The 22121-nt window shown below is 71.6% G+C and carries 18 protein-coding genes and 1 pseudogene; 13 read left to right on the top strand and 6 right to left on the bottom strand.

What is annotated here, in order from left to right; translation table 11 throughout:
• Positions 1-1053 (bottom strand): annotated as a pseudogene (locus tag ACFY0D_RS24760) (hypothetical protein); the annotation flags it as partial.
• A 186-nt stretch (positions 1054-1239) separates the two neighbouring features.
• On the opposite strand from ACFY0D_RS24760, the gene ACFY0D_RS24755 reads away from it, so the two are divergent.
• From ACFY0D_RS24755 to ACFY0D_RS24745, 3 genes are all read left to right on the top strand, one after another.
• Positions 1240-1974 carry a GPP34 family phosphoprotein gene (locus tag ACFY0D_RS24755; protein WP_389119868.1) on the top strand — a complete coding sequence of 245 codons (735 nt, stop codon included), beginning with the start codon at positions 1240-1242 and terminating at the stop codon, positions 1972-1974.
• 284 nt (positions 1975-2258) lie between these two features.
• Positions 2259-3143, top strand: coding sequence for a helix-turn-helix transcriptional regulator (locus ACFY0D_RS24750; RefSeq protein WP_301370253.1), 885 nt, complete (start codon positions 2259-2261; stop codon positions 3141-3143).
• Between the two features lie 220 nt (positions 3144-3363).
• Entirely contained in the window at positions 3364-3573 is a 210-nt protein-coding gene (locus ACFY0D_RS24745) for a DUF397 domain-containing protein (RefSeq protein WP_301370251.1), read from the top strand.
• 283 nt (positions 3574-3856) lie between these two features.
• Here the strand turns inward: ACFY0D_RS24745 and ACFY0D_RS24740 are convergent, their stop codons facing one another.
• On the bottom strand, positions 3857-4714 hold the full coding sequence (locus tag ACFY0D_RS24740) for a hypothetical protein (RefSeq protein WP_301370250.1): 858 nt from the start codon (positions 4712-4714) through the stop codon (positions 3857-3859).
• 147 nt (positions 4715-4861) lie between these two features.
• Here ACFY0D_RS24740 and ACFY0D_RS24735 point away from each other — a divergent pair, with 147 nt between their 5' ends.
• Entirely contained in the window at positions 4862-6118 is a 1257-nt protein-coding gene (locus ACFY0D_RS24735) for a PLP-dependent aminotransferase family protein (protein WP_390800244.1), read from the top strand.
• Positions 6119-6172: 54 nt separating this feature from the next.
• On the opposite strand, the gene ACFY0D_RS24730 is transcribed toward ACFY0D_RS24735, so the two are convergent.
• The 3 genes from ACFY0D_RS24730 to ACFY0D_RS24720 form a co-directional block, all read right to left on the bottom strand.
• The gene (locus ACFY0D_RS24730; protein ID WP_390800259.1) at positions 6173-6697 is read right to left on the bottom strand and encodes a hypothetical protein; all 525 of its coding nucleotides are present in this window, start codon (positions 6695-6697) and stop codon (positions 6173-6175) included.
• Positions 6694-6936: an amphi-Trp domain-containing protein gene (locus ACFY0D_RS24725; protein WP_390800243.1), complete on the bottom strand. Its 243-nt coding sequence runs from the start codon at positions 6934-6936 to the stop codon at positions 6694-6696. Before ACFY0D_RS24725 ends, ACFY0D_RS24730 begins: the two co-directional genes overlap by 4 nt.
• An 84-nt stretch (positions 6937-7020) precedes the next feature.
• Positions 7021-8355, bottom strand: coding sequence for a diacylglycerol/lipid kinase family protein (locus tag ACFY0D_RS24720; protein WP_390800242.1), 1335 nt, complete (start codon positions 8353-8355; stop codon positions 7021-7023).
• A 260-nt stretch (positions 8356-8615) separates the two neighbouring features.
• Between ACFY0D_RS24720 and ACFY0D_RS24715 the strand changes: the two genes are divergently transcribed.
• The 7 genes from ACFY0D_RS24715 to ACFY0D_RS24685 all read left to right on the top strand — a co-directional run bounded on the left by ACFY0D_RS24715 (position 8616) and on the right by ACFY0D_RS24685 (position 18317).
• On the top strand, positions 8616-9053 hold the full coding sequence (locus ACFY0D_RS24715) for an SseB family protein (protein WP_390800241.1): 438 nt from the start codon (positions 8616-8618) through the stop codon (positions 9051-9053).
• The gene (locus ACFY0D_RS24710) at positions 9050-9682 is read left to right on the top strand and encodes a hypothetical protein (RefSeq protein ID WP_390800240.1); all 633 of its coding nucleotides are present in this window, start codon (positions 9050-9052) and stop codon (positions 9680-9682) included. Before ACFY0D_RS24715 ends, ACFY0D_RS24710 begins: the two co-directional genes overlap by 4 nt.
• Positions 9682-14202, top strand: coding sequence for a putative T7SS-secreted protein (locus ACFY0D_RS24705; protein WP_390800239.1), 4521 nt, complete (start codon positions 9682-9684; stop codon positions 14200-14202). Before ACFY0D_RS24710 ends, ACFY0D_RS24705 begins: the two co-directional genes overlap by 1 nt.
• Positions 14199-14639: a hypothetical protein gene (locus ACFY0D_RS24700; protein WP_390800238.1), complete on the top strand. Its 441-nt coding sequence runs from the start codon at positions 14199-14201 to the stop codon at positions 14637-14639. The genes ACFY0D_RS24705 and ACFY0D_RS24700 overlap by 4 nt, the downstream gene beginning before the upstream one ends.
• 34 nt (positions 14640-14673) lie before the next feature.
• Positions 14674-14835 carry a hypothetical protein gene (locus tag ACFY0D_RS24695; RefSeq protein ID WP_390800237.1) on the top strand — a complete coding sequence of 54 codons (162 nt, stop codon included), beginning with the start codon at positions 14674-14676 and terminating at the stop codon, positions 14833-14835.
• A gap of 82 nt (positions 14836-14917) precedes the next feature.
• Positions 14918-15700 carry an SDR family oxidoreductase gene (locus ACFY0D_RS24690; RefSeq protein ID WP_390800236.1) on the top strand — a complete coding sequence of 261 codons (783 nt, stop codon included), beginning with the start codon at positions 14918-14920 and terminating at the stop codon, positions 15698-15700.
• A 40-nt stretch (positions 15701-15740) separates the two neighbouring features.
• Positions 15741-18317 (top strand): bifunctional FO biosynthesis protein CofGH, encoded by a 2577-nt coding sequence (locus tag ACFY0D_RS24685; RefSeq protein WP_390800235.1) that lies wholly within the window; start codon positions 15741-15743, stop codon positions 18315-18317.
• A gap of 86 nt (positions 18318-18403) precedes the next feature.
• Here ACFY0D_RS24685 and ACFY0D_RS24680 read toward each other — a convergent pair whose 3' ends face one another.
• Positions 18404-19468, bottom strand: a complete 1065-nt coding sequence (locus ACFY0D_RS24680) for a tyrosine-protein phosphatase (protein ID WP_390800234.1) — start codon at positions 19466-19468, stop codon at positions 18404-18406.
• Between the two features lie 543 nt (positions 19469-20011).
• On the opposite strand from ACFY0D_RS24680, the gene ACFY0D_RS24675 reads away from it, so the two are divergent.
• Positions 20012-21133, top strand: a complete 1122-nt coding sequence (locus ACFY0D_RS24675) for an ADP-ribosylglycohydrolase family protein (protein WP_390800258.1) — start codon at positions 20012-20014, stop codon at positions 21131-21133.
• Positions 21134-21222: 89 nt separating this feature from the next.
• Positions 21223-22083 carry a TIGR03619 family F420-dependent LLM class oxidoreductase gene (locus tag ACFY0D_RS24670; protein ID WP_390800233.1) on the top strand — a complete coding sequence of 287 codons (861 nt, stop codon included), beginning with the start codon at positions 21223-21225 and terminating at the stop codon, positions 22081-22083.
• Positions 22084-22121: the final 38 nt, after the last annotated feature.

The raw sequence follows: 22121 nt of genomic DNA, 5'->3' as shown, positions 1-22121 counted from the left end.
AGCCGAAGCGGAAGCGGGCTTCACGGCGCGGAACACCGCGGTGCGCTCACTGTCCGCGGGCTCTTCGGCCTTCGGCTTCTCGGCCACGGGCTTCGACTGCTCCCCGGCGGGAGCCAAAGCGGAAGCGGGCTTCACGGCGCGGAACACCGCAGTGCGCTCACTGTCCGCGGGCTCTTCGGCCTTCGGCTTCTCGGCCACGGGCTTCGACTGCTCCCCGGCGGGAGCCGAAGCGGAAGCGGGCTTCACGGCGCGGAACACCGCGGTGCGCTCACTGTCCGCGGGCTCTTCGGCCTTCGGCTTCTCGGCCACGGGCTTCGGCCGCTCCCCGGCGGGAGCCGAAGCGGAATCAGTCTTGAAGGCCCGGAACACGGCGGTGCGCTCGCTGTCCGCAGGCTCTTCGACCTTCGGCTTTTCCGCAGCGGGCTTCGCCTCGGCGCGCTTGAAGGCCTGGAAGACTGCGGTGCGCTCGCTGTCCGCGGGCTCCTCCGCCTTCGGCTTCTCGGCAGCGGGCTTCGCCTCGGCGACCGGAGCGGGGGCAGCCGAGTCATCGGAAACGGAATCCGAGGTGGAGCCGGAATCGGGGCCCTGCGCCTCGGTACGGGCATCCGGCGTGCCGGCCCCGGCGGCGTCGGGCTCGTCCGCGCTCGCCTCGTCGTCCACCGAAGCGGAATCTTCGGCTTCGCCCGCAGCGGCCTCGCCGTCGGCGCCATCGGCGGAGGCGTCGTCGGCGGAGGCGACCCATGCCGCCACCGCATCCCGCAGCGGGTCCCGCGCGCCGGATCCGGCCTCGGGCTCGGCTCCGGAGCCGGCTTCGGCTTCGGCTTCGGCTTCGGCTTCGGCTTCGGCTTCGGCTTCGGCTTCGGCTTCGGACTCAGCATCGGCATCGGCATCGACCTGAACGTCGGCACCGGCACCGGCACCGGCAGCGGCGGCCCCGCCGCTCTCGGGATCCCGCGGCCGGAACACCGACAGCCTCGGATCACGTTCCGCGGACGACTCCGCCGCCCCCGGCGCTCCTTCATCTACCGACTTGTCGGGGGACTCGCCCGCCACCGTTCCTCCTCCATCGCCGCCACGTCCGGCTGTCCGAATGTCTAACAGTGTCCCGTCTCGGGAGCATCGCCCCCGTGCTAGACGAGAACGACATAGCTGCGGGTTCCCCCACAAAGCGGCCACGCGCTCTCGACAGATGAATGTGAGAGGCGTCACCCTGTCACTCATCCACGCGGGGAGGCATGGATGGGCAGGAGCCGCAGAACAATTCCGGAGGAGCTTCTGCTGCTCGCCTTGGACCCGGCCACGGGTACCACGGCGCAGCCGCAGTCGCTCGACCTCGGCCTGGCCGGGGCACAGCTAGTGGAGCTGGCTCTGGCAGGACGGATAGCCCCTGATGGGGATCGTATCGCCGTGGTGATGCCACGGCCGACAGGAGATCCGACTCTGGACTCCGCACTGGAACTGCTGCGCAGGCGCGGCAGCCCGGTACGGGCCGTCCACTGGATCGGCGGACCCCGACTGGGGCTCCGTCAGATTTACCTCGCTCATCTGGAGCGCTGCGGCATGGTGCACGCCGTCGCGGGACAGATGTGCGGAGTGCTTCCGACGACTCGCTACCAGGCGACGGACACGGAGATCAGCCGGGAGATCCGAGCCCGGCTCGACAGTGCGATCCGCACCGGCGTACCGCCGGACCCGCGGACCGCGGCGCTCGCCGCACTGGCCCACGCGGTCGGACTCGGCAAGCACCTGTACCCCGGCAACGAGGGGCGGTCGTCCAGGTCCCGGCTGCGGGACCTGATCCGGCACGACCCGATGGGCGGACTCGTGGCGCATGCCGTGATGGACGTCCAGAACGGTGTGGCCGCACAGCCACGCCGTGACCGCGCACCCGCACCGCCGGTCCGGGCCACGGCGAGCAGCGTTCCGCTGCAGCCGCGCCGGACGGGCGCGATGGCCCGCGCGGCCGCGCACTGATCCACCCCCGTTCCACCCCCGTTCCACCTGATCACCCGTTCCACCCGCTCGATCGCACCACCATCGCAACGCCACCGCCCCGACCGACGTCCGCGAGGACCCGGTCGGTTCGGGAGCCGCCAGCGCGCGGGGTGGCGGGGCCGGTTCGCCGACCCCGCCACCCCGCGCGTCTGTGTTTCCGGGCCGTTCCCCAGCGGCGCCGCCCGCTTCGGTGGCAGTCTGCTCAACACCAGACACGCAGAGAGACAGCTGCAACGACAGAAGAAGGCGGAGGTGCCGTTCACGTGGCGTCCAATGTCAATCCCACCGTCCGACGCCGCCGACTGGGCATGGAGTTGCGCAAGCTCCGCGAGGACAAGGGCATGACGGCCGAACAGGTCGCCGAGCGCCTCCTCGTCTCCCAGTCGAAGATCAGCCGACTGGAGAACGGCCGCCGCTCCATCAGCCAGCGCGATGTCCGCGACCTGTGCGACGTCTACGAGGTCGAGGACCGCCGCCTCATCGACTCGCTCATGCAGATGGCCAAGGATTCCCGCCAGCAGGGCTGGTGGCACGCCTTCGGCGACATTCCGTACAGCGTCTACATCGGCCTGGAGACGGACGCCGCCAGTCTGCGCACGTACGAGCCCCTGGTGATCCCGGGGCTGCTCCAGACGACGGAGTACGCCCAGTCCCTCGTCCGCGGCGCATGGCCGGAGACCGCCCCGGCCGACGTCGACAAGCGCGTCCAGGTCCGGATGCACCGCCAGAAGCGGCTCTCCGAGACCGAGAACAACAACCCGGACCTCGGTCCGCTGCGCCTGTGGGCGGTGATCGACGAGGCGGCGCTGCGCCGGCGCGTGGGCGACGCCCAGTTGATGATCCGGCAGCTCGAATACTTGATAGAGCAGTCGGAGCAGCCGCACGTCACGGTGCAGGTGATGCCCTTCGAGCTGGGGGCGCACCCCGGCGTCAACGGCCAGTACGCGATCCTGGAGTTCCCGGACGCGTCCGACTCGACCGTCGTCTACATCGAGGGCGTGACGAGCGACCTGTACCTGGAGAAGGCCAACGACGTCCAGAAGTACAGCGTGATGTACGAACACCTGCGTGCGCAGGCGCTCAATGTCGACCAGACCCGCGAGTTCATCTCGCAGATCATCGATCAATACGCGGACAAGAGCGCATAGGGGACGGATACGACCGATATCCACCGTGCGTGTGGCAAGCGGGTCGGTACGGTACACCGTCACTCCCCAGCCACAGAAGGCTTGAATCGAATATGCCACCCGGTCGGGTGAATGATCCCTTCACCCGTCAGGAGCTGCCGGTAGCGTCGATCAGGTCAGCCGGAAAATTGGCCGACAGGACATCGGAACCACCGGAACTACTCGCTCACCGGAGAGAAACATGGCTATTCGCCAGGGCGCCACGGCCAACTGGATCAAGTCCTCCTACTCCGCCAACGGCGCCTGCGTCGAGGTCAAGTCCCCCGTCACGGAGGCCATCGCCGTCCGCGACTCGAAGGTGCAGGACGGACCGTCCCTCACCTTCGCCCCCGACTCCTGGACCTCGTTCGTCGCCGACGTCACCGAGGGCCGGCTGGGACGCCTCGCCTGAACATCACGGCGCGCCCCAACCGCCTTCGCCGCCCCTACTGTTCGGTCCCCGTGTCGAGCACCGGCACCGGCACCGGCGGGCCCGGCTTCTGCACCACCCGCATCACCGGCACCATGTGCACCACCTGCACTACCTGCACTACCTGCACTACCTGCACTACCTGCACTACCTGCACTACCTGCACCACTTGCACCACTTGCGTCACTGACTGGAGCCCTCTCGACCGACCCGCCGTCTTGGCCGAGGGGGCTCGGCCATGCCCGGTGGGCGGACGGCTCGCCGCTCAGCGCAGCTGATCGACGTAGCGGTCGGTCCCCGGCACCGTCGGGATGAACGGCGCCACCAGCTCCACCCGCCCCAGCCCCGCCTCCGCGACCTCCGCGTCCAGCCCCTGGAAGCGGTCCCAGCAGGTCCGGGGGTCCTCCTGAAGGAACCACAGCAGCGTGAGGCGGGTGTCGACCCCCTCCACCTGCTTGACGTACGTCATCCGGTCACCCGGCAGCGGGGTCGGACGGAAGACCGTCACCATCGCCGCCGGACCGCCGTGCAGCCGCTTCGGCAGGGCGCGCGAGCGCAGCCACTCCAGCAACTCGGCCCGCTGCTCGGGCCCGTCGGCGTCGACGACCTGGACGACGAGGCCCTCGTACGGGTGGTCCAGGGCGTGGAAGTCCCGCGGACCGGCGGCGCCGTCGCGGTAGACGGTGGCCGCGTGGTCCTGGAAGGACGTGAAGACGTGGGTGCGGTCCTGGTAGACCCGGCCGTCGCGGTTGAGGCGCTTGTTGATGCCGACGGTCCACTTCATGTGCTCGTCGTAGCGGCCCTGGGTGACCCAGTACGTCGATATGTAGCAGCCCGCGGTGACGGGCTGGGCGACGGCCGACTTCTCGGGGTAGCGCAGCTCCTGCAGCTCGCGGGTGGCCACCCAGCGGCGGCCCGCGTACATCCAGGGCATGGCCATGGCGCCGGCGTAGTAGTGGTCGTCCTCGTACCAGCGGTTGTACGCGTACTCGTGGCCCGGGTGCGGTTCCACCATGGTGATCAGCGCATGGCCGGGGCGCACGCCGTAGGGGCCGACGGCCGCGAGCTCGGCGTAGTCCTCGACGCGGGTGTCCTGCTGCGGTTCCTGCTCTCCTGTCGTCATGGGACCGGTCTAGCTGATGTGGCGTCAGATGGGGAGGGGTCGGGCGGCCCGGGGTCTCCGGCGGCCGGTCCGCCCCCTGATACATACGTGCCGTCTACAACTTTCCCTCGCTACGATGCGCGCACCCGCCTCCTGAAGGAGCTGCCCGTGCCTGCCACCGTGTCCGCTGCCACGCCTGCCACCGAGTCGGCCGCCGCCACCGCCACCACCACCGCGCCGCCGCCCGCGTTCGCCGCCCGCGCCGCCTCCGTGGAGGGGTCCCCCGTACGCGAGATCCTCGCGCTCACCGAACGCCCCGGGGTCATCTCCCTCGCCGGCGGCCTCCCCGCGCCCGAACTCTTCGACGCCGAGGGCCTGCGGACCGCGTACGACTCCGCCTTCGCGGTGTCCGCGCGGCGCGCGCTCCAGTACTCCACCACCGAGGGCGCCCCGGAACTCCGCGAGGCCGTCGCCGCCCGGGCGACCGCGCGCGGGCTGCCGACCGGTCCGGACGACGTACTCATCACCTCGGGCTCCCAGCAGGCCCTCACCCTCATCACCGCCACTCTGGTCGAACCCGGCGACGTGGTGCTGGTCGAGAACCCCACCTACCTCGCGGCCCTCCAGTGCTTCCGGCTGGCGGGGGCGCGGGTCGTGGCCGTGCCCTGCGACGCGGAGGGCATCCTCCCGGACGCGCTGGCGGACGTCGTGGCGCGCGAGCGGCCGAAGCTGCTGTACACCGTCCCCACCTTCCAGAACCCGACGGGACGCACCCTCCCGGCCGCCCGCCGGGCGGCGGTCGCGCGGACCGCCGCCCGGCTCGGGCTGTGGCTGGTGGAGGACGACCCGTACGGGGAACTCCGCTACGAGGGCTCCGACGTCCCGTGGCTGGCCGCGCACCCGGGGGCCGAGGACCGTACGGCCCTGCTCGGCAGCTTCTCGAAGGTCATGGCTCCCGGGCTGCGGCTGGGCTGGCTCCGGGCCCCGGCCGCGCTGCGGCGGGCCGCGGTGGTCGCGAAGCAGGCGGCGGACCTCCACACCTCCACGGTCGACCAGCTGGCCGCGGCGCACTACCTCGCGGCGGTGGACCTCGACGCGCACATAGCCACGGTCCGGAGGGCCTACCGCGAGCGCCGCGACGCGTTGCAGAGCGCCCTGAGCCGGACCCTGCCGGCCGACTGCGCGTGGAACCTGCCCGCGGGCGGCATGTTCCTCTGGGCCCGCCTGCCGGAGGACCACGACGCGACGGACCTCCTCGCAACAGCAGTCACCCACGGCGTCGCCTTCGTCCCGGGCGCCCCCTTCTACGCCACCGCCCCGGATCCCCGCACCCTGCGCCTGAACTTCACGACGCACACGCCGTCCGAGATCACCGAGGGCGTCGCCCGGCTGGCCGCGGCGCTGGCGGAGTACGGCGGGAAGTAGCCGGGGGGCTTCAGTGCGGCTTCAGCGCGTCTTCAGTGCGGCTTCAGTGCGGCTTCAGTGCTGGAGGGCGACCTTGAGCAGCACGATGAGCAGCCCGAGGAAGAGGTTGATCGCGCCGGCCAGGAACATCAGCCGGCGTGAGGCGCCGGCGCGGCTGGCGGCGAGGGTGGCCCAGCCGACCTGTCCGATCAGGGCGACGGCCAGCGCCAGCCATGCGATGCCCTGGGGTCCCAGCCCGATCAGCGGGGCGATGCCCGCGGCGACGGCCGGAGGGACGGCCGCCTTGATGATCGGGCGCTCCTCCCTGGACGTACTGCGGACCACGTCCCAGCTCAGCCGGCGCACCATGCGGGCCCCGAAGAGGCGGGAGAAGACGTGCGCGGCCCAGAACACCACCCCGGTACCGAGGAGCAGGGCGACGAGTTCCAGCCGTGGGAACTTGCCGAGCGTCCCGGCTCCGACCACCACGGAGGCGGCGAGCAGGGAACCGTAGACGGCGCCGCTGTAGTCCTCGCGGCCCGCCTCCCGCTCCGGCTCCGGAGCGGCCTCCGGTCCGCCGCCTTCCGGGGGCGCCGTCACGCGGCCCCGGCCTGCGCCGTGGGCCACTTGAGTTCGATCTCCATCTCGATCTCCCCGTCGCCGATCTCGACCTCGATCTCGGTGCGGAGCTCATCGGGGACGCGCAGGCTCATCTTCCCGGGGCCGAGTTCCAGTTCGGCATTGCCGCCGTGGCGCAGCGCCTCCGCGAGCGCGGAGAGCTGATCGGCGACCTCAAGGCGGGAAAGGGACTTCTTCTGCTCAAACTTGAGGTCCTTCACGGACGTCTCCAATCCGCTGCGAACACCGGGTACGGCTCATTGTGACGCCGCACAGGAGGTCGGGCATCCCGGGCATCCCGGGCCTCAGCCGGCCGGGCCCGCCCCCGGCCGGCTGAAGGCCAGGGCGAGGACCTCGCTCCACTGCATGGGCGGGGCGGTCACCGGGGCCCCCGGGCGGAGCCTGGGCACCAGGACGCGCAGTGCGCCGGGGCGGATGGAGCAGGTCACGGGTGTGGGCATGGTCAGTGCCTCGCCGTCCAGGGCGACGGCGATGCGTTCCGCGGCCGATCCGATCACGACCTGGCGGGAGGTGAGTACGTGGAGGCCCGCCGCCTTCGCCCCGCGCAGCGCTACGTCGGCCGCCTGGGCCGCGTTGTTCACCCGGATGCCGAGGACACCCAGCTCCCCGCGGTCGAGGCGGGACCTGCGGGCGCCCATCGGTTCGGAGGACGTGTAGGGGTTGTTGCTGACCAGCAGCGCCTGCTGGGCCTCCAGCCGTTTCCCGTCGGTCACCGCGTCGAGGGTGGTGCCGGCGTATCCGAGGAGGAGGTCGGGCAGTGCGGCCAGTGCCGAGTCCGCCTTGGCGTCCCGGTACTCCGGGCGCTGCACGATCTCCGCGTAGACGCCGAAGGAGGCCGTGTTGACGAAGGCCTGGCCGCCCACGACCCCCAGGTCGACCCTGAGCTCCTCCCCGTCGGCCAGCGCGTCCAGGCACCGGGCCGGGTCCTCGCGGTCCAGCCCGAGGTCCATGGCGAAGTGGTTCCGGGTGCCCGCGGAGATGACGAGGAACGGCAGGTCGTGCTCGGCCGCCACCTCGGCCACCCGGGCCTGGGTGCCGTCGCCGCCCGCCACCCCGAGCAGGTCCGCTCCGTCGGCCACCGCCTGCCGGGCGAGTGCGGCGACGTCCGTCACGACCGCCGGGTCCAGCAGCACCACCCGGGCGCCGAGCGCCTCCCCCTTCTCGACCAGGCCGAAGCGGCCGACCTTCCCGCCGCCGGACTTCGGGTTCATGATCAGCACCGGGTTGCGGGGGGCGGCCCGCGCGACGGCCCGCATGCCGTCGGGCCGGCGCGCGGCGCGCAGCGCGGTCCGCGCACAGGCCACGGCGGCCGCCCACAGCACGATGGCGAGCAGCGCCGTGGGCCACAGGTCCGCCCGGGAGTAGATGAGCAGGATGGCCACGGGCGCGCCCACCACCAGCAGGGTGCCGACCAGCCGGACGGCTCCGCGGTGGGACACCACCCACCAGGTCCCCATGGCCGTGAGAGCCGCCCCGGCCATCCCGACGACGAGGACGACCAGCCCGCCGACGATGCCCTCGGCCACCAGCGTCACCGCCGCGAGCACCGCACAGACCAACGCCAGCAGGGCCCACAGCCGGGCCCGCCGGGGCGCGCCGGAAGAATGCGGGAGTGCCATGCCCTCACGTCCTCGCCTCGTGCCGCGGGGTCATCTCCGATCATCTCCCGAAGCGCATCGGCCGTCGACGCGAACGCCGACCCGCCCGGGACGCGGCACCGTCCATCGCTCCTGCAACGACCGATGGGTCGAAGAGCTCAGGTTCAACTCGACACACCTGGCGGGATATGTGTCCCACTAAACGGCAAATTTTGCCCGCCCATCCCGCCATGCAAAAGTACGTTCGATCAGGAGCAAAGAGCAGCGGTGGGGGATTCCAGGTGGGGTTCGACGAGGAGTGGGGGCGGCTCCGGGCTGCTGCCGTGGATGCCGGCGGCCGATCGCCGGCCATGGATCCGGTGGTACAGGCGCGTGAAGCGGCACTGGAGCGGCTGGCGAACTTCCGTAGCCGGACGGTCCTGGTGCCGCTCGACGCCCAGGGCGGCCTGTGGACGACCGCGCTCGGCGGCCTGGACTGGATCTGCGTGTTCTCCGACGAGGAGGCGCTGGGCCGTTTCGCCGAAGCGCGGGACGAGGCCGCGCAGGAATGGACGTACCGGCGGGTGATCGGTGCGCGGCTGCTCGACGAGCTGGTGCCGGCGCTCGATTTTCCCTGCGGTGTCGCATGGAACGCGGCAGGGCCGGACGGAGTGGTGTTCCCGCCGATCCGCGGGATCGTGCCGGATGCGGCAGCGCTTGACGGGGAGGCGGCAGCGTGAGCGGGGACGGGGCGGATCTCGATGTGTCGAAGCCGGCACTGGCTCAGATCGCCAAGGGGATCACGGACAGCTTGGCGGAGTTGAAGGAAGTCGGTTCGGTGGGCTCGGCGAGCACGGGCGGCGGCTTCACCGCCCTGGCTCTCTCGGGGATGGAGACCGGGCACGAGAGCCTGGCGTCCACGCTGGGCACGTTCTGCGAACGCTGGGGTTGGGGCGTCCGCTCGCTGGTGCAGCAAGGGAACGCCTTCGCCATGAAGGTGGGGCTCTCGGCGGGCGCGATGTACGAACAGGACCAGTACATCCAGGGGAGCTTCAAGGTCGTGGCGAACGCGGCACTGGGCAACCCGTATGCCGAGGAGAAGGACATCATCGCCAAGGACTGGGGCGAGGTCTTCTCCGACAACCCGATCACACAGATCCGGGACGCCGACTACAGCCGCGAGTCCTTCGCCCGAGCCACGGAGAACGGCAACGAGTCTTGGAAGAGCGCTGTCCGGGACCTGAACAGTTCCGACATCCTGCTGTCCAACCAGCTCGCCGATGCGGTCGGACTGCGGGACGAGATGGACGCGGTGGTTGATGCCACGGTCGGCCCGGCACCCCAGGTACAGCCGGGTGGTGAGGGCTGATGACGGACTGGGGCAAGCTGGTCGACAAGGGTCTCGACACGATCGACGAGAAGGTCGACTCGGCCAAGAAGGTCATCGGTCACGGCGTGGACCGGGCCACCGACGAGATCGGTGGCGTCCTCGACCGTGCCGGCGCGCACGGCTGGGCGGACAAGGTCGAGGACTTCGGTGACAACGCCGCGTCCCGTCTGGGGGCCACCGTACGGGAGCAGCAGCTCGGCGAAAGCGAGCAGGCCAACGAGTTGATCCACGGCCGGTCGTCGACGCTCCGGGAGTCGGCCAATCACTTCACGGACTTCCAGGCGGCCTTCGACCGGGTCGGCCAAGGCATGAAGGCCCTCGACTCGGACCGGTGGAAGGGGCAGGCGGCCGATGCGTTCCGAGCGAAGTTCGCGATGCATCCCACCGACTGGCTGCGCGCCTCCGACGCGTGCGAGTCGGCGAGCGGTGCGCTCAGCCGGTACGCGGAAACGGTGGAGTGGGCTCAGAAGCAGGCCCAGGAGGCCATCGAGCTGCACAAGGCGGCGATGAAGGCGTCGAAGGACGCCCACGACGCCCACCTGAAGAACAAGGACGCCTACGAGGCCGCCGCGAAGGCCGGCCGTGATCCGGGCCCGGTCCCCGTCGAGGGCGCCGACCCGGGAGACGCGGCCCGCAAGCGGGCCAAGGAGATCCTGGACGAAGCGCGCAAGCAGCGCGACGAGGCGGCCATGACGGCCGAACGCGCCCTCAAAGCGGCCATGGAGCACGCCCCGGCCGAGCCCCCGGCGACGGACCGGCTCCTGGCCGACATCGTCGACTACGCGGGCTCGGAGGCGTTCGAGCTCACCCACGTCGTGGGTGGCGTGGCCAAGGGCACGGCGGGAACGCTGAACTTCGCCCGCGGCCTGAACCCCTTCGACGTGTACAACCTGACGCACCCGGCCGATTTCCAGCAGAACCTCAGCATGACGCTGGCCGGTCTCGTCTCCACCGCGTCCCACCCCGAGCGCATCCCCGGCCCGATGATCGACAGCTACATGGCCGACCCCGACGAATTCAAGGGCCGCCTCCTCCCCGACCTCATCGGCACGAAGGGCTTGCCCACCCTCCGGACCGGAATGCGCTTCGCCGAGAAGACGGCGAGCAAGGAAGCGGCGCGGACGGCCGCGAAGGCCGAAGCCGAGGCCGCCGCCCGCCGCAAGGCGGAGCTGAAGTGCAAGGGCGACCCGGTCGACGTGGCGACGGGCCGGATGGTCCTGCCCCAGACCGACCTGGTCCTCCCGGGCGCGCTGCCGCTCGTCTTCACCCGCACCTTCGAGTCCTCGTACCGCGCGGGCCGCTGGTTCGGCCCGAGCTGGGCGTCCACGGTCGACCAGCGTCTGGAGATCGACGAGGAAGGCATGATCCTCGTCCGCGAGGACGGCAGCCTGCTCGCCTACCCGCATCCCGAGCCCGGAGTCCCCGTACTCCCCGGCCACGGTCAGCGCTGGCCGCTCGTCCTCGATGCGGACGGCGGCTACACCGTCACCGACCCCGAGTCCGGACACGTCCGCCACTTCACGGACGAGGGACTCCTCAGCCAGCTCGACGACCGGGGCGGCGCCTGGATCACCTTCGAGTACGACGAGACGGGCGCTCCGTCCGCCCTGTCCCACAGTGGCGGCTACGAGCTGCGCCTCAGCTCGTCGGAAGGCCGAATAACCGGCCTCGCCCTCGCCGACGGCACCGAAGTGCTCCGCTACAGGTACACGGACGGCAATCTCACCCACGTCACCAACTCCTCGGGCCGCCCGCTCCGGTTCGGCTACGACGAGCTCGGCCGGATCACCTCCTGGACCGACACCAACGACCGCCACTTCGACTACGTCTACGACGAACGGCACCGCTGCACCGCCCAGTCCGGCACCAACGGCCACCTCGACGTCCGCTTCACCTACGAGGACGGCTCCACCACCTACACCGACTCCCACGGTCACGAGACCCGGTACCTGGTCGACGACCGCGCCCGGATCACGGCCGAGATCGATCCGACGGGCGCGACCACCCGGTTCACGCACGACGCGTACAACCGCCTCGTGACCCGCACCGACCCGCTCGGCCACACGACCCGCTACGCCTACGACGAGCAGGGCCGGCTCACCACGGTGGTCCGCCCCGACGGCCGCGAGGTACGGGCCGAGTACGACGCTCTGGGCCTGCCGGTCACGGTGATCCAGCCCGACGGCCGGGTCACGCGGTCGACGTACGACGAGCGCGGAAACCGCACCTCCGCCACCGCACCGCACGGGGCCACGAGCCGCTTCACGTACGACGCCCGCGGCCACCTGGCCTCGGTGACGGACGTCCTGGGCGCGGTCACGACGGTCCGCTGCGACCCGGCCGGCCTGCCCCTGGAGATCACCGACCCGCTGGGCGCGACGACCACGTACACGCGCGACCCCTTCGGCCGCCCGGTCGCCGTCACCGACCCCCTCGGCCACACCACCCGCCTCACGTGGAGCGTGGAGGGCCGCCTGCTCGGCCGGGAGTCCGCCGACGGCAGCACGGAGTCCTGGACCTACGACGGCGAGGGCAACTGCACCTCCCACACCGACCCGGTGGGCGGGCTGACGCTCTCCGAGTACGGGGACTTCGACCTCCTCACGGCCCGCACGGGCCCGGACGGCGTCCGCCACTCCTTCACCCACGACACCGAGCTGCGCCTCACCTCGGTCACCAACCCCCAGGGCCTGACCTGGACCTACGCCTACGATCGAGCCGGTCGACTGGCCTGCGAGACGGACTTCGACGACCGCACCCTGACCTACGGTTACGATGCCGCGGGTCGCCTGGTCTCCCGTACGAACGCGCTCGGCGCCACGACCACGTACGCGCACGGCGCCCTCTCCCAGCTCCTGCACAAGGAGACGGCGGACGGCATCACGTCGTACGAGTACGACGACTACGACGAGCTCGCCCGGGCGGTCTCACCGGACGGCACCACGCTGACCCTGCAGCGGGACCTGTACGGCCGCGTCGTCTCGGAGACGGTCGACGGACGCACCCTCACCCGCACCTACGACGTCGCGGGCCGCCGGGCCGGCCGCACCACACCCGGCGGGGCCTTCTCCGAGTGGACGTACGACGCGGCAGGCCGACGCAGCGCCCTCAGCGCATCGGGCCGCACGCTGACGTTCGAGCGGGACGCCGCAGGCCGGGAGCTGACCCGTACCATCGGCCCGGACCTGGCCCTGGCGCACACCTACGACGCGGTCGGACGTCTCACCGACCAGCACCTCGTCGGCCAGGACGGCCGCACCCTCCAGCGTCGCGGCTACAGCTACCGCGCGGACGGCGCCCTCACGGCGATCGACGACGCGCTCGCCGGTCCCCGCACCTTCACCCTGGACCCGGCGGCCCGCGTCACGGCGGTCGACGCGTCCAACTGGACCGAGCGCTACGCCTACGACGACGCCGGCAACCAGACCAGCGCCTCCTGGCCGTCCCGCCACCCGGGCGCGGAGGCCCAGGGCGACCGCGCGTACACCGGCACCCGCATCACCCGCGCCGGCTCGATCCGCTACGAACACGACGCCCTCGGCCGGGTCACCCTCCGCCAGAAGACCCGCCTCTCGCGCAAACCGGACACCTGGCACTACGAGTGGGACGCGGAGGACCGTCTGTGCGGGGTCACCACCCCCGACGGCACTCGCTGGCGCTACCGCTACGACGCCCTCTCCCGCCGCACGGCCAAGCAGCGCCTCGCGCCCAGCGGCGAGGTGGCGGAAGAGGTCCTCTTCACGTGGGACGGCACCACCCTCTGCGAGCAGACGGAAGGCCCGGTCACCCTCACCTGGACCCACCACGGCCTGCACCCGCTCACCCAGGCGGAGAGCGTCCTCGGCACCACGGACGACCGCTTCTTCGCCATCGTCACGGACCTCATCGGAACCCCGCGCGAACTGATCGACGAGTCGGGCGACATCGCGTGGCGCGCACGCTCCACCCTCTGGGGCTCGACCACCTGGACCCGCGACGCCGTGGCCTACACACCACTCCGCTTCCCGGGCCAGTACTTCGACCCCGAGTCGGGCCTCCACCACAACTACTTCCGCACGTACGACCCCGAAACGGCCCGCTACCTCACCCCGGACCCCCTGGGCCTGGCCGGCAGCTCAAATCCGTATTGGTACGGCCCCAACCCGTCCGAATGGATCGATCCGTTCGGTCTGGCGCTTTGCCGCGCGAAGCCGAGGCTTGAAGATGGGACACCGAAGGAGGGGTGGCAACACATTGACGAGCGCCACATATCCGGAAACCACTCCGGCGGTCACGGAGACCTCATGCCTCCGTCTACCACAAGAGCCCAGGTTGAAGCAGCGGCAGAGAGAATGGTCGAGAAGGGAAACCGAGTATCTGATCCCGATCGCCGAATTCAGACTTTCGAGAAGCGAATGTCCGTAAACGGAATGAATGCACGCTATCGACTGGTGGTCGACTCGCATGACGGCAACCGAATCATCACATTCTTCCCAGTAGGAAAGTCATACGTCCCGTGATCATTGAATTTGCAGTACGCCCAGACCAAGGCGAGCCCAGTGGGTTCGACCTCGGGGACATGGTCTGGCGGGGAGAGCTCGGCGAAGCGAGCTCTATCGGCCAGAATCCCAACCAAGGGATGATGATCTTCCTTTCGGTTGCTCAGCTCCTCGACGTCCTGCGCAACCTACTGCAGGGAAGCACCGCCATCACGCACTTCGTCGGTGTGGACAGTTCCTTCGCGTTGACCTTCAAGGCAACGAAGGCGGGAATCAGCGTGACATCCAAATCAGGAAAGTTGGCAGTGGTCAGCCGCGCTGCACTGGCAGCCACCGTGCTCCGCGCCGCAGAGGAACTAGCCGATAGCACGCTGGAAGCACTGCCTGCGCACGATGGAGCCCGAGACGACTACACCGCCGCCCTGAACCAATTCCGCAGCGTGGCGCGCTCGCTCTGAGCGGGCCCAGGGCGCCAACAGGGAGGCACGGGGTGTGACGCGGTTCGAGGAATTGCTCGGGATCGACTTCGCGGGGCAGCCGACCGGCGAAGTCGATGACGTCGTCCACGGCGGCTACGACCACGCCGAGCATCGGGAGCGCGTGCCCGGGCTCGTCGCCCTGAGCGCGTCGGGGAGCACCTCACCGAGCGCTTGATTCGACTCCGCACCCCTTCACACCGCCGCGCCCGGGCCTTAGCCTGACGCCCCGTCAGATTCGCCGCGCCCGGAGGTCCGTCATGCTGCTGCAAGGGAAGACCGTCATCGTCTCCGGGGTCGGGGCCGGGCTCGGGCATCAGGTGGCCGCCACCGTCGTGCGCGACGGTGGGAACGCCGTGCTCGGGGCGCGGACCGAGGCGAATCTCGCCAAATCCGCCGCCGAGATCGACCCCGACGGTGCGCACACCGCCTACCGGGCCACCGACATCACCGACGAGGCCCAGTGCGCGGCCCTCGCCGAGCTCGCGCTCACGCGCTTCGGCCGGATCGACGCCGTCGTGCACGTCGCCGCCTGGGACTCGTACTTCGGGGGCCTCCAGGACGCCGACTTCGGCACCTGGCAGCAGATCGTCGACGTCAACCTGCTGGGGACGCTGAAGATGACCCGGGCCTGTGTGCCCGCGCTCAAGGAGCGCGGCGGCTCCGTGGTGATCATCGGGACGCAGTCCGCGGTCGCCGCGCCCAACGAGGTGCAGCAGGCCGCCTACGCCGCCTCCAAGGGGGCCCTGACCTCCGCCATGTACTCCATGGCCCGCGAGCTCGGCCCGCACCGGATCCGCGTCAACACCGTGCTGCCCGGCTGGATGTGGGGGCCGCCCGTGCAGGCCTTCGTCACCTTCACCGCCCACACCGAGGGCGTCCCCGAGGCCGAGGTGCACGCCCGCCTCACCCAGCGGATGGCGCTGCCCGATCTGGCCACCGACGGGGACGTCGCCGATTCCGTCGCCTTCCTCGCCTCCGACCGGGCCCGGGCGGTAACCGGCCAGTCTCTGCTGGTCAACGCCGGTGAGCTGATGCGGTGACCCCCTCCACCCCCGGATCACCGGATCGTATGCTCGGCCCATGACCACTCCGAGTGACGCTCCGACCGAAAACGCGATGCGCCGCGCGCTCCGGCGGGCCCGCGACGGCGTCGCGCTCGACGCGACCGAGGCGGCCGTACTCCTCCAGGCGCGCGGCGAGGACCTGAGGGACCTCGCCGCCTCCGCCGCACGGGTGAGGGACGCCGGGCTCGCCGCCGCCGGGCGCCCCGGTGTCATCACCTACTCCCGCAAGGTCTTCATCCCCCTCACCCGCCTCTGCCGCGACAGGTGCCACTACTGCACCTTCGTCACCGTCCCCGGAAAGCTGCGCAAGAGCGGCCACGGGATGTACCTCTCGCCCGACGAGGTCCTCGACATCGCCCGCCAGGGCGCGGCGATGGGCTGCAAGGAAGCGCTCTTCACCCTCGGCGACCGCCCCGAAGACCGCTGGCCCGAGGCCCGCGAGTGGCTCGACGCGCACGGCTACGACGACACCCTCGCCTATGTACGCGCCATGGCGATCCGGGTCCTGGAGGAGACCGGCCTGCTGCCGCACCTCAACCCCGGCGTCCTGTCCTGGTCCGACCTCCAGCGGCTCAAGCCGGTCGCGCCCAGCATGGGCATGATGCTGGAGACCACCGCCACCCGCCTGTGGTCCGAGCCGGGCGGCCCCCACCACGGCTCCCCCGACAAGGACCCGGCCGTACGGCTGCGGGTGCTGGAGGACGCGGGCCGCTCCAACGTCCCCTTCACCACCGGTGTGCTCATCGGCATCGGCGAGTCCTACGAGGAGCGGGCGGACGCCTTCTTCGAGCTCCGGCGGATCCAGCGCAGCTACCACGGCATCCAGGAGGTCATCGTCCAGAACTTCCGTGCCAAGCCGGACACCGCCATGCGCGGCATGCCGGACGCGGAGCTGGAGGAGCTGGCCGCCGCCATCGCCGTCGCCCGGCACATCCTGGGCCCGAGCGCACGCATCCAGGCCCCGCCGAACCTGGTGGACGCCGAGTACGCGCTGCTCATCGGCGCGGGCATCGACGACTGGGGCGGGGTCTCGCCGCTGACCCCCGACCACGTCAACCCCGAGCGTCCCTGGCCGCACATCGAGGAGCTGGCCGGGCGGACCGCCGCCGCCGGCTTCGAGCTGCGCGAACGCCTCACCATCTATCCGGAGTTCCTGCAGCGCGGCGAGCCCTGGCTGGACCCCCGGCTGCTGCCGCACGTACGGGCGCTGGCCGATCCGCAGACCGGGCTGGCCGACGAGGGCGCGCCCGTCGAGGGCCGGCCGTGGCAGGAGCCGGACGAGGGCTTCACCGCGTACGGGCGCACGGACCTGCACGCCACCATCGACACCGAGGGCCGCACCGGCGACCGGCGCGACGACTTCGACGACGTGTACGGGGACTGGGAGGCGCTGCGGGAGGCGGCCGCGCCCGGGATGGTGGCCGAGCGCATCGACACCGACGTACGGGGCGCGCTCGCGCAGGCCGCCGACGATCCGACGAAGCTGACGGACGCGCAGGCGCTGGCGCTGCTGCACGCGGACGGCCCGGCCCTGGACGCGCTGTGCCGCATCGCCGACGACCTGCGCAGGTCGGTCGTGGGCGACGAGGTCACCTACATCGTCACGCGGAACATCAACTTCACCAACGTCTGCTACACCGGCTGCCGCTTCTGCGCCTTCGCCCAGCGCCGCACGGACGCCGACGCCTACACCCTCTCCCTCGACCAGGTCGCCGACCGGGCCGCCCAGGCCTGGGACGTGGGCGCGGTCGAGGTGTGCATGCAGGGCGGCATCCACCCGGACCTGCCCGGGACGGCCTACTTCGACATCGCGCGCGCGGTGAAGCAGCGGGTCCCCGGCATGCACGTGCACGCCTTCTCGCCGATGGAGGTGGTCAACGGGGCGACCCGCACGGGGATGTCCGTACGGGACTGGCTGACGGCGGCCAAGGAGGCGGGCCTGGACTCGATCCCGGGTACGGCGGCGGAGATCCTGGACGACGAGGTCCGCTGGGTGCTGACCAAGGGCAAGCTGCCGACGGCGGACTGGATCGACGTCATCACCACCGCGCACGAGCTCGGGATCCGCTCCTCGTCCACGATGATGTACGGGCACGTGGACCAGCCGCGGCACTGGCTCGGCCACTTCCGCACGCTGTCGCGCATCCAACAGCAGACCGGTGGTTTCACGGAGTTCGTCACGCTCCCCTTCATCCACACCAACGCGCCGGTGTACCTGGCGGGCATCGCGCGGCCGGGTCCGACGGTCCGCGACAACCGCGCGGTGACGGCGATGGCCCGGATCCTGCTGCACCCGCACATCCCCAACATCCAGACGAGTTGGGTGAAGCTGGGGGCGGACGGCGCGGCCGAGATGCTCCGGTCCGGGGCGAACGACCTGGGCGGGACGCTGATGGAGGAGACCATCTCGCGCATGGCCGGGTCGAGTTACGGCTCGTACAAGTCGGTGCAGGACCTGATCGCCGTGGCCGAGGCGGCCGGACGGCCCGCGAAGGCCCGTACGACGCTGTACGGGGAGGTTCCGCAGGAGCGGCAGGAGGCGGCCCGCGCCTCGGACGGGCACCTGCCCGAGCTGCTGCCCGTACTGGACTGAGTGCCACGCAAGCACCACGGACTCACCGGGGAAGGGGATCCCGGCCACCCGGCCGGTGATCCCCTTCCCTCGCCGGCAGTACCGGATCAGCCGACCAGGAGGTCCTTCTTCAGCTCCTTCAGCTCGCGGGCGTCGATGCCGAGCCCGTCCTTGAGGTAGCGGTCGAAGGAGCCGTACTTCACCTTGACCTCGTCGTAGCCCGCGTTCAGGTACTCGGGGCGCACGTCGAGCAGCGGCTTGTAGACGGCGGCCTGCTGGGCGGGCAGGTGGGAGAGGATCGCGTCGTTGGCGGCCTTGCGGTAGTCGTTGCTGGCCAGGTAGTCGGCCTCGACGGTCTCGCGGGGCACGCCGAGGGCGGTCAGCAGGGCGGCGCCCGCCCAGCCGGTGCGGTCCTTGCCGGCCGTGCAGTGGAAGAGGACGGAGCGGCTGCGGTCGCGCTCGATGCCTTCGAAGACCTGGGTGTACGCCTTCTTGCCGCCGGCGCCGGAGACCATGGCCCGCTCCGCGTCGACCATGGCCTTGACAGCCTCGTCGGGGGTGCGGGGCATCGTCTGGAAGGAGCCGGAGCCCGCGAAGACGTCGGCGACGACGTAGGTGGCGCCCGTGGGCACCTTGTCGGCGTCCTTGGTGCGCTCGTCCTCCATGCGGAGGTCGAAGACCGTCCTGACGCGCAGGCGCTGGAGCTTGGCCAGGTCGTTCCCGGTCAGCTTGTTGAGGGCGTCGGAGCGGTAGACCTCGCCCATCTTGACCCACTGGCCGGTGCTGGTGCGGTAGCCGCCGGCGTCGCGGAAGTTGGCGGTGCCGTCCAGCTTGATCAGGCGGTCGGCGAGGCGCAGGCCCTGGCCGCGGCCGGGCTTGAAGTCGAACCACTGGCGGTCGGCGGCGGGCAGGCCCGTGACCACGGCGCGGCCCTGGGACCCGCCCTTCGCGACGACCTTGCCGTTCGCCTTGATCTCGACCCGGTCGGTGCCGCGGGCCTTCCACTGGAGGGTGAAGGAGCCGTCGGCTCCGGCGGTGACGGTGGCTTCGGTGAACGGGACGGCGGACCGGTCGTGCCGGTCCCAGCCGGTGGCGGAGGCGAGCGGGGCCGCGACCAGGGAGGCGGCGACTGCGGAGGCGACGGCGGTCGCGGCGAGGAGAGCCTTCTTCATGGCTCCGAGGCTGGGCGGCCGCGGAGAACGTCCGATGAACGAGGCGTGACCGAAAACGACCGGCTCGAAGGCAACTGGCAAAACGTGCCACCTGCCGGGTCGCGGCCGGAAGTGTTCGGATTCTGGCCGATCTACGCTCACTTACGCGCCTAGCGGCCGACCGCTTCCGGATTCGATCGGTCCTGTCCACTACAGTGCGGGTTCGCGTGCGCGGCGGGTACGGGCAGGGGTGCCGGGCATCGAGTGGACTGGTCAGCGGGGGGCGCGGTGCCGGGGATGGACGCAGTGAACGCTACGAACGACACGGGCTCCGCGACGGATCCCGGCCGGGTCCCGGGCGGCCACGGCCCCGCCGCCACCACCACCACCGCCGGCATCGGTGCGACAGCCGTCCCCGGCCCGGGCGAGAACCCGGCCGCCGGCACCCCTGCCATCTCCCTGCACGCCCCCGCCCCCACCGCCCCGGCCGCGTCCGCCCCCGGCCCCGTCCGCGGCGGCGCGGGACCGGCCCCCGCCGGGGCGAACCGTACGCTCGGCCGCGGCATCTCCACCGGCCTCTGGGGCCGCGTCGAGCAGCAGGACTTCCGCAGCCGCGTCCGCGGCACCCTCCTCGGCTCCGCCCTCGGCGACGCCCTCGGCGCACCCGCCGCCGGCCTCTCCCTCGCCGCCCTCCGCGAGGCCCACGGCCCGGACGGCCTGACCGGTCCGGCCCCCGCCCTCGGGCGCCGCGGCCGGGTCACCGCCGCCACCCAGCTCACCCTCTTCACCGTGGACGGGCTGATCCGGGCCCACGTACGCCGCGACACCGGCGCCTGGCACCCGCCCACCGACCTCCACCGCGCGTACCTGCGCTGGGCCGCCACCCAGCACGACTGGGGCCCCGACGAGCGCCGCAAGGACAACGGCTGGCTCGCGCAGGAGGAATGGCTCTACGCCCGCCGCGCCCCGCACCGCGCCTGCCTGAGCGGCTTCGCCGACGACGCCCTCGGCACCCTCGACCAGCCGAAGAACCCGGCCGCCCGTGACGCGGCCGCCGCCTGCCGCTCGGCGCCCTTCGGGCTGCTGGTCGGCTGGGAGCCCGCCCTCGTCCTCCAGCTGTCCGTCGAATGCGCCGCGCAGAGCCACGGCCACCCCACCGCCACCCTCTCCGCCGGAGCCGTGGCCGTCATCGTCCACGGCCTGATCCGCGGCGACTCCCTCGACTCCGCCGTCCAGCGCGCCCTCGGCCTCCTCGGCGCCCGCCCCGGGCACCAGCCCGTCACGGACGCCCTCCAGCGCGCCCTGGCCGCCGTCACCCAGGGCTCGCCCGGCCCCGAGGCCGTCGCGGCCCTCGCCCCCGACGAGGCGGGAGACGGGACCGACGCCACCGACGCCCTCGCCGCCGCCGTCTACTGCGCCCTGGTCGCCGAGGACGTCGCGCAGGGCCTGCGCCTCGCCGTCAACCACGGGGGCGACTCCATCGCCGCCGGCGCCCTGTGCGGGGCCCTGCTCGGCGCCCTGCACGGCGAGACGGCCCTCCCGGCCGCCTGGCTCGCCGAGCTCGAAGGCCGCGCCGCGCTGCTGGAACTCGCCGACGACTTCGCCCTGGAGATGACCCAGGGCCCGAGCCTGCACAGCCCCACCGCCTCCGCCCCGGGCTGGCTGGCCCGCTACCCGCGCGGCTGAACCGCACCCCCGGAACCTGACGCCCCCTCAACATTCGCGGGCCCAGCCCGTACCGTGGCGGGTCCCACGTCTCGGAGGTGCCAGAACACATGCGGATCGCCACGACCATCTTCCTCACCGACCGCACCATCTCCCCCGTCCGGCTGGCCCACAGCCTCGAAGAGCGCGGCTTCTCCGGCCTCTACCTCCCGGAGCACACCCACATCCCGGTCAGCCGCGAGACCGCAGCCCCCATGGGCGGCGAACTCCCCGAGATGTACGGGCGCACCCTCGACCCCTTCGTCGCCCTCGGCCAGGCCGCCGCCGTCACCGAACGGCTCCACCTCGGCACCGGCATCACCCTGGTCGCCCAGCACGATCCGATCGACCTCGCCAAGCAGGTCGCCACCCTGGACCACCTCTCCCACGGCCGTTTCACCCTCGGCATCGGCTACGGCTGGAACGCCGAGGAGGCCGCCGACCACGGCGTCGAGTGGCGCACCCGCCGCGACCTGGTCCGCGACCGGATGGCGCTGATGCGCGCCCTGTGGTCCCCCGAGCCCACCGCGTACGTCGGCCAGTACTGCTCCGTCCAGGCCAGCACCGCCTACCCGAAGCCCGTGCAGGCCCCGCGTGAACTCGGCCCCGGCGTGCCCCTGTACGGCCCGCGCACCCTGATCGGCGGCGCGGCCGGCCCCAAGCTCTTCGCCGCCATCGCCGACCACGCCGACGGCTGGCTCCCCATCGGCGGCGGCGGCCTCGGCGAATCCCTCCCGGTGCTGCGCCAGATCTGGGAGACGGCCGGGCGCGACCCGAAGGCCCTGCGCGTGGTCCCGTACGCCGTCCGGCCCACCCCCGGCAAGCTGAGCCACTACGCCGACCTCGGCATCGAGGAGGTCGTCCTGCAGCTCCCCTCGGCCGCGAAGCCGGAAGTCCTGCGCACCCTGGACGAGTTCGCCCAGTACCTCTGACGGGGCCGGGGGCCGGGGCCGGCCGGTCCCGAAAACCC

Source organism: Streptomyces sp. NPDC001502 (assembly GCF_042894785.1).
In the GTDB taxonomy this organism is placed as follows: Bacteria; Actinomycetota; Actinomycetes; order Streptomycetales; family Streptomycetaceae; genus Streptomyces; species Streptomyces kutzneri.
Note: the sequence above shows the minus strand (reverse complement) of the source record. Positions and strands in the feature narration are given on the sequence as shown.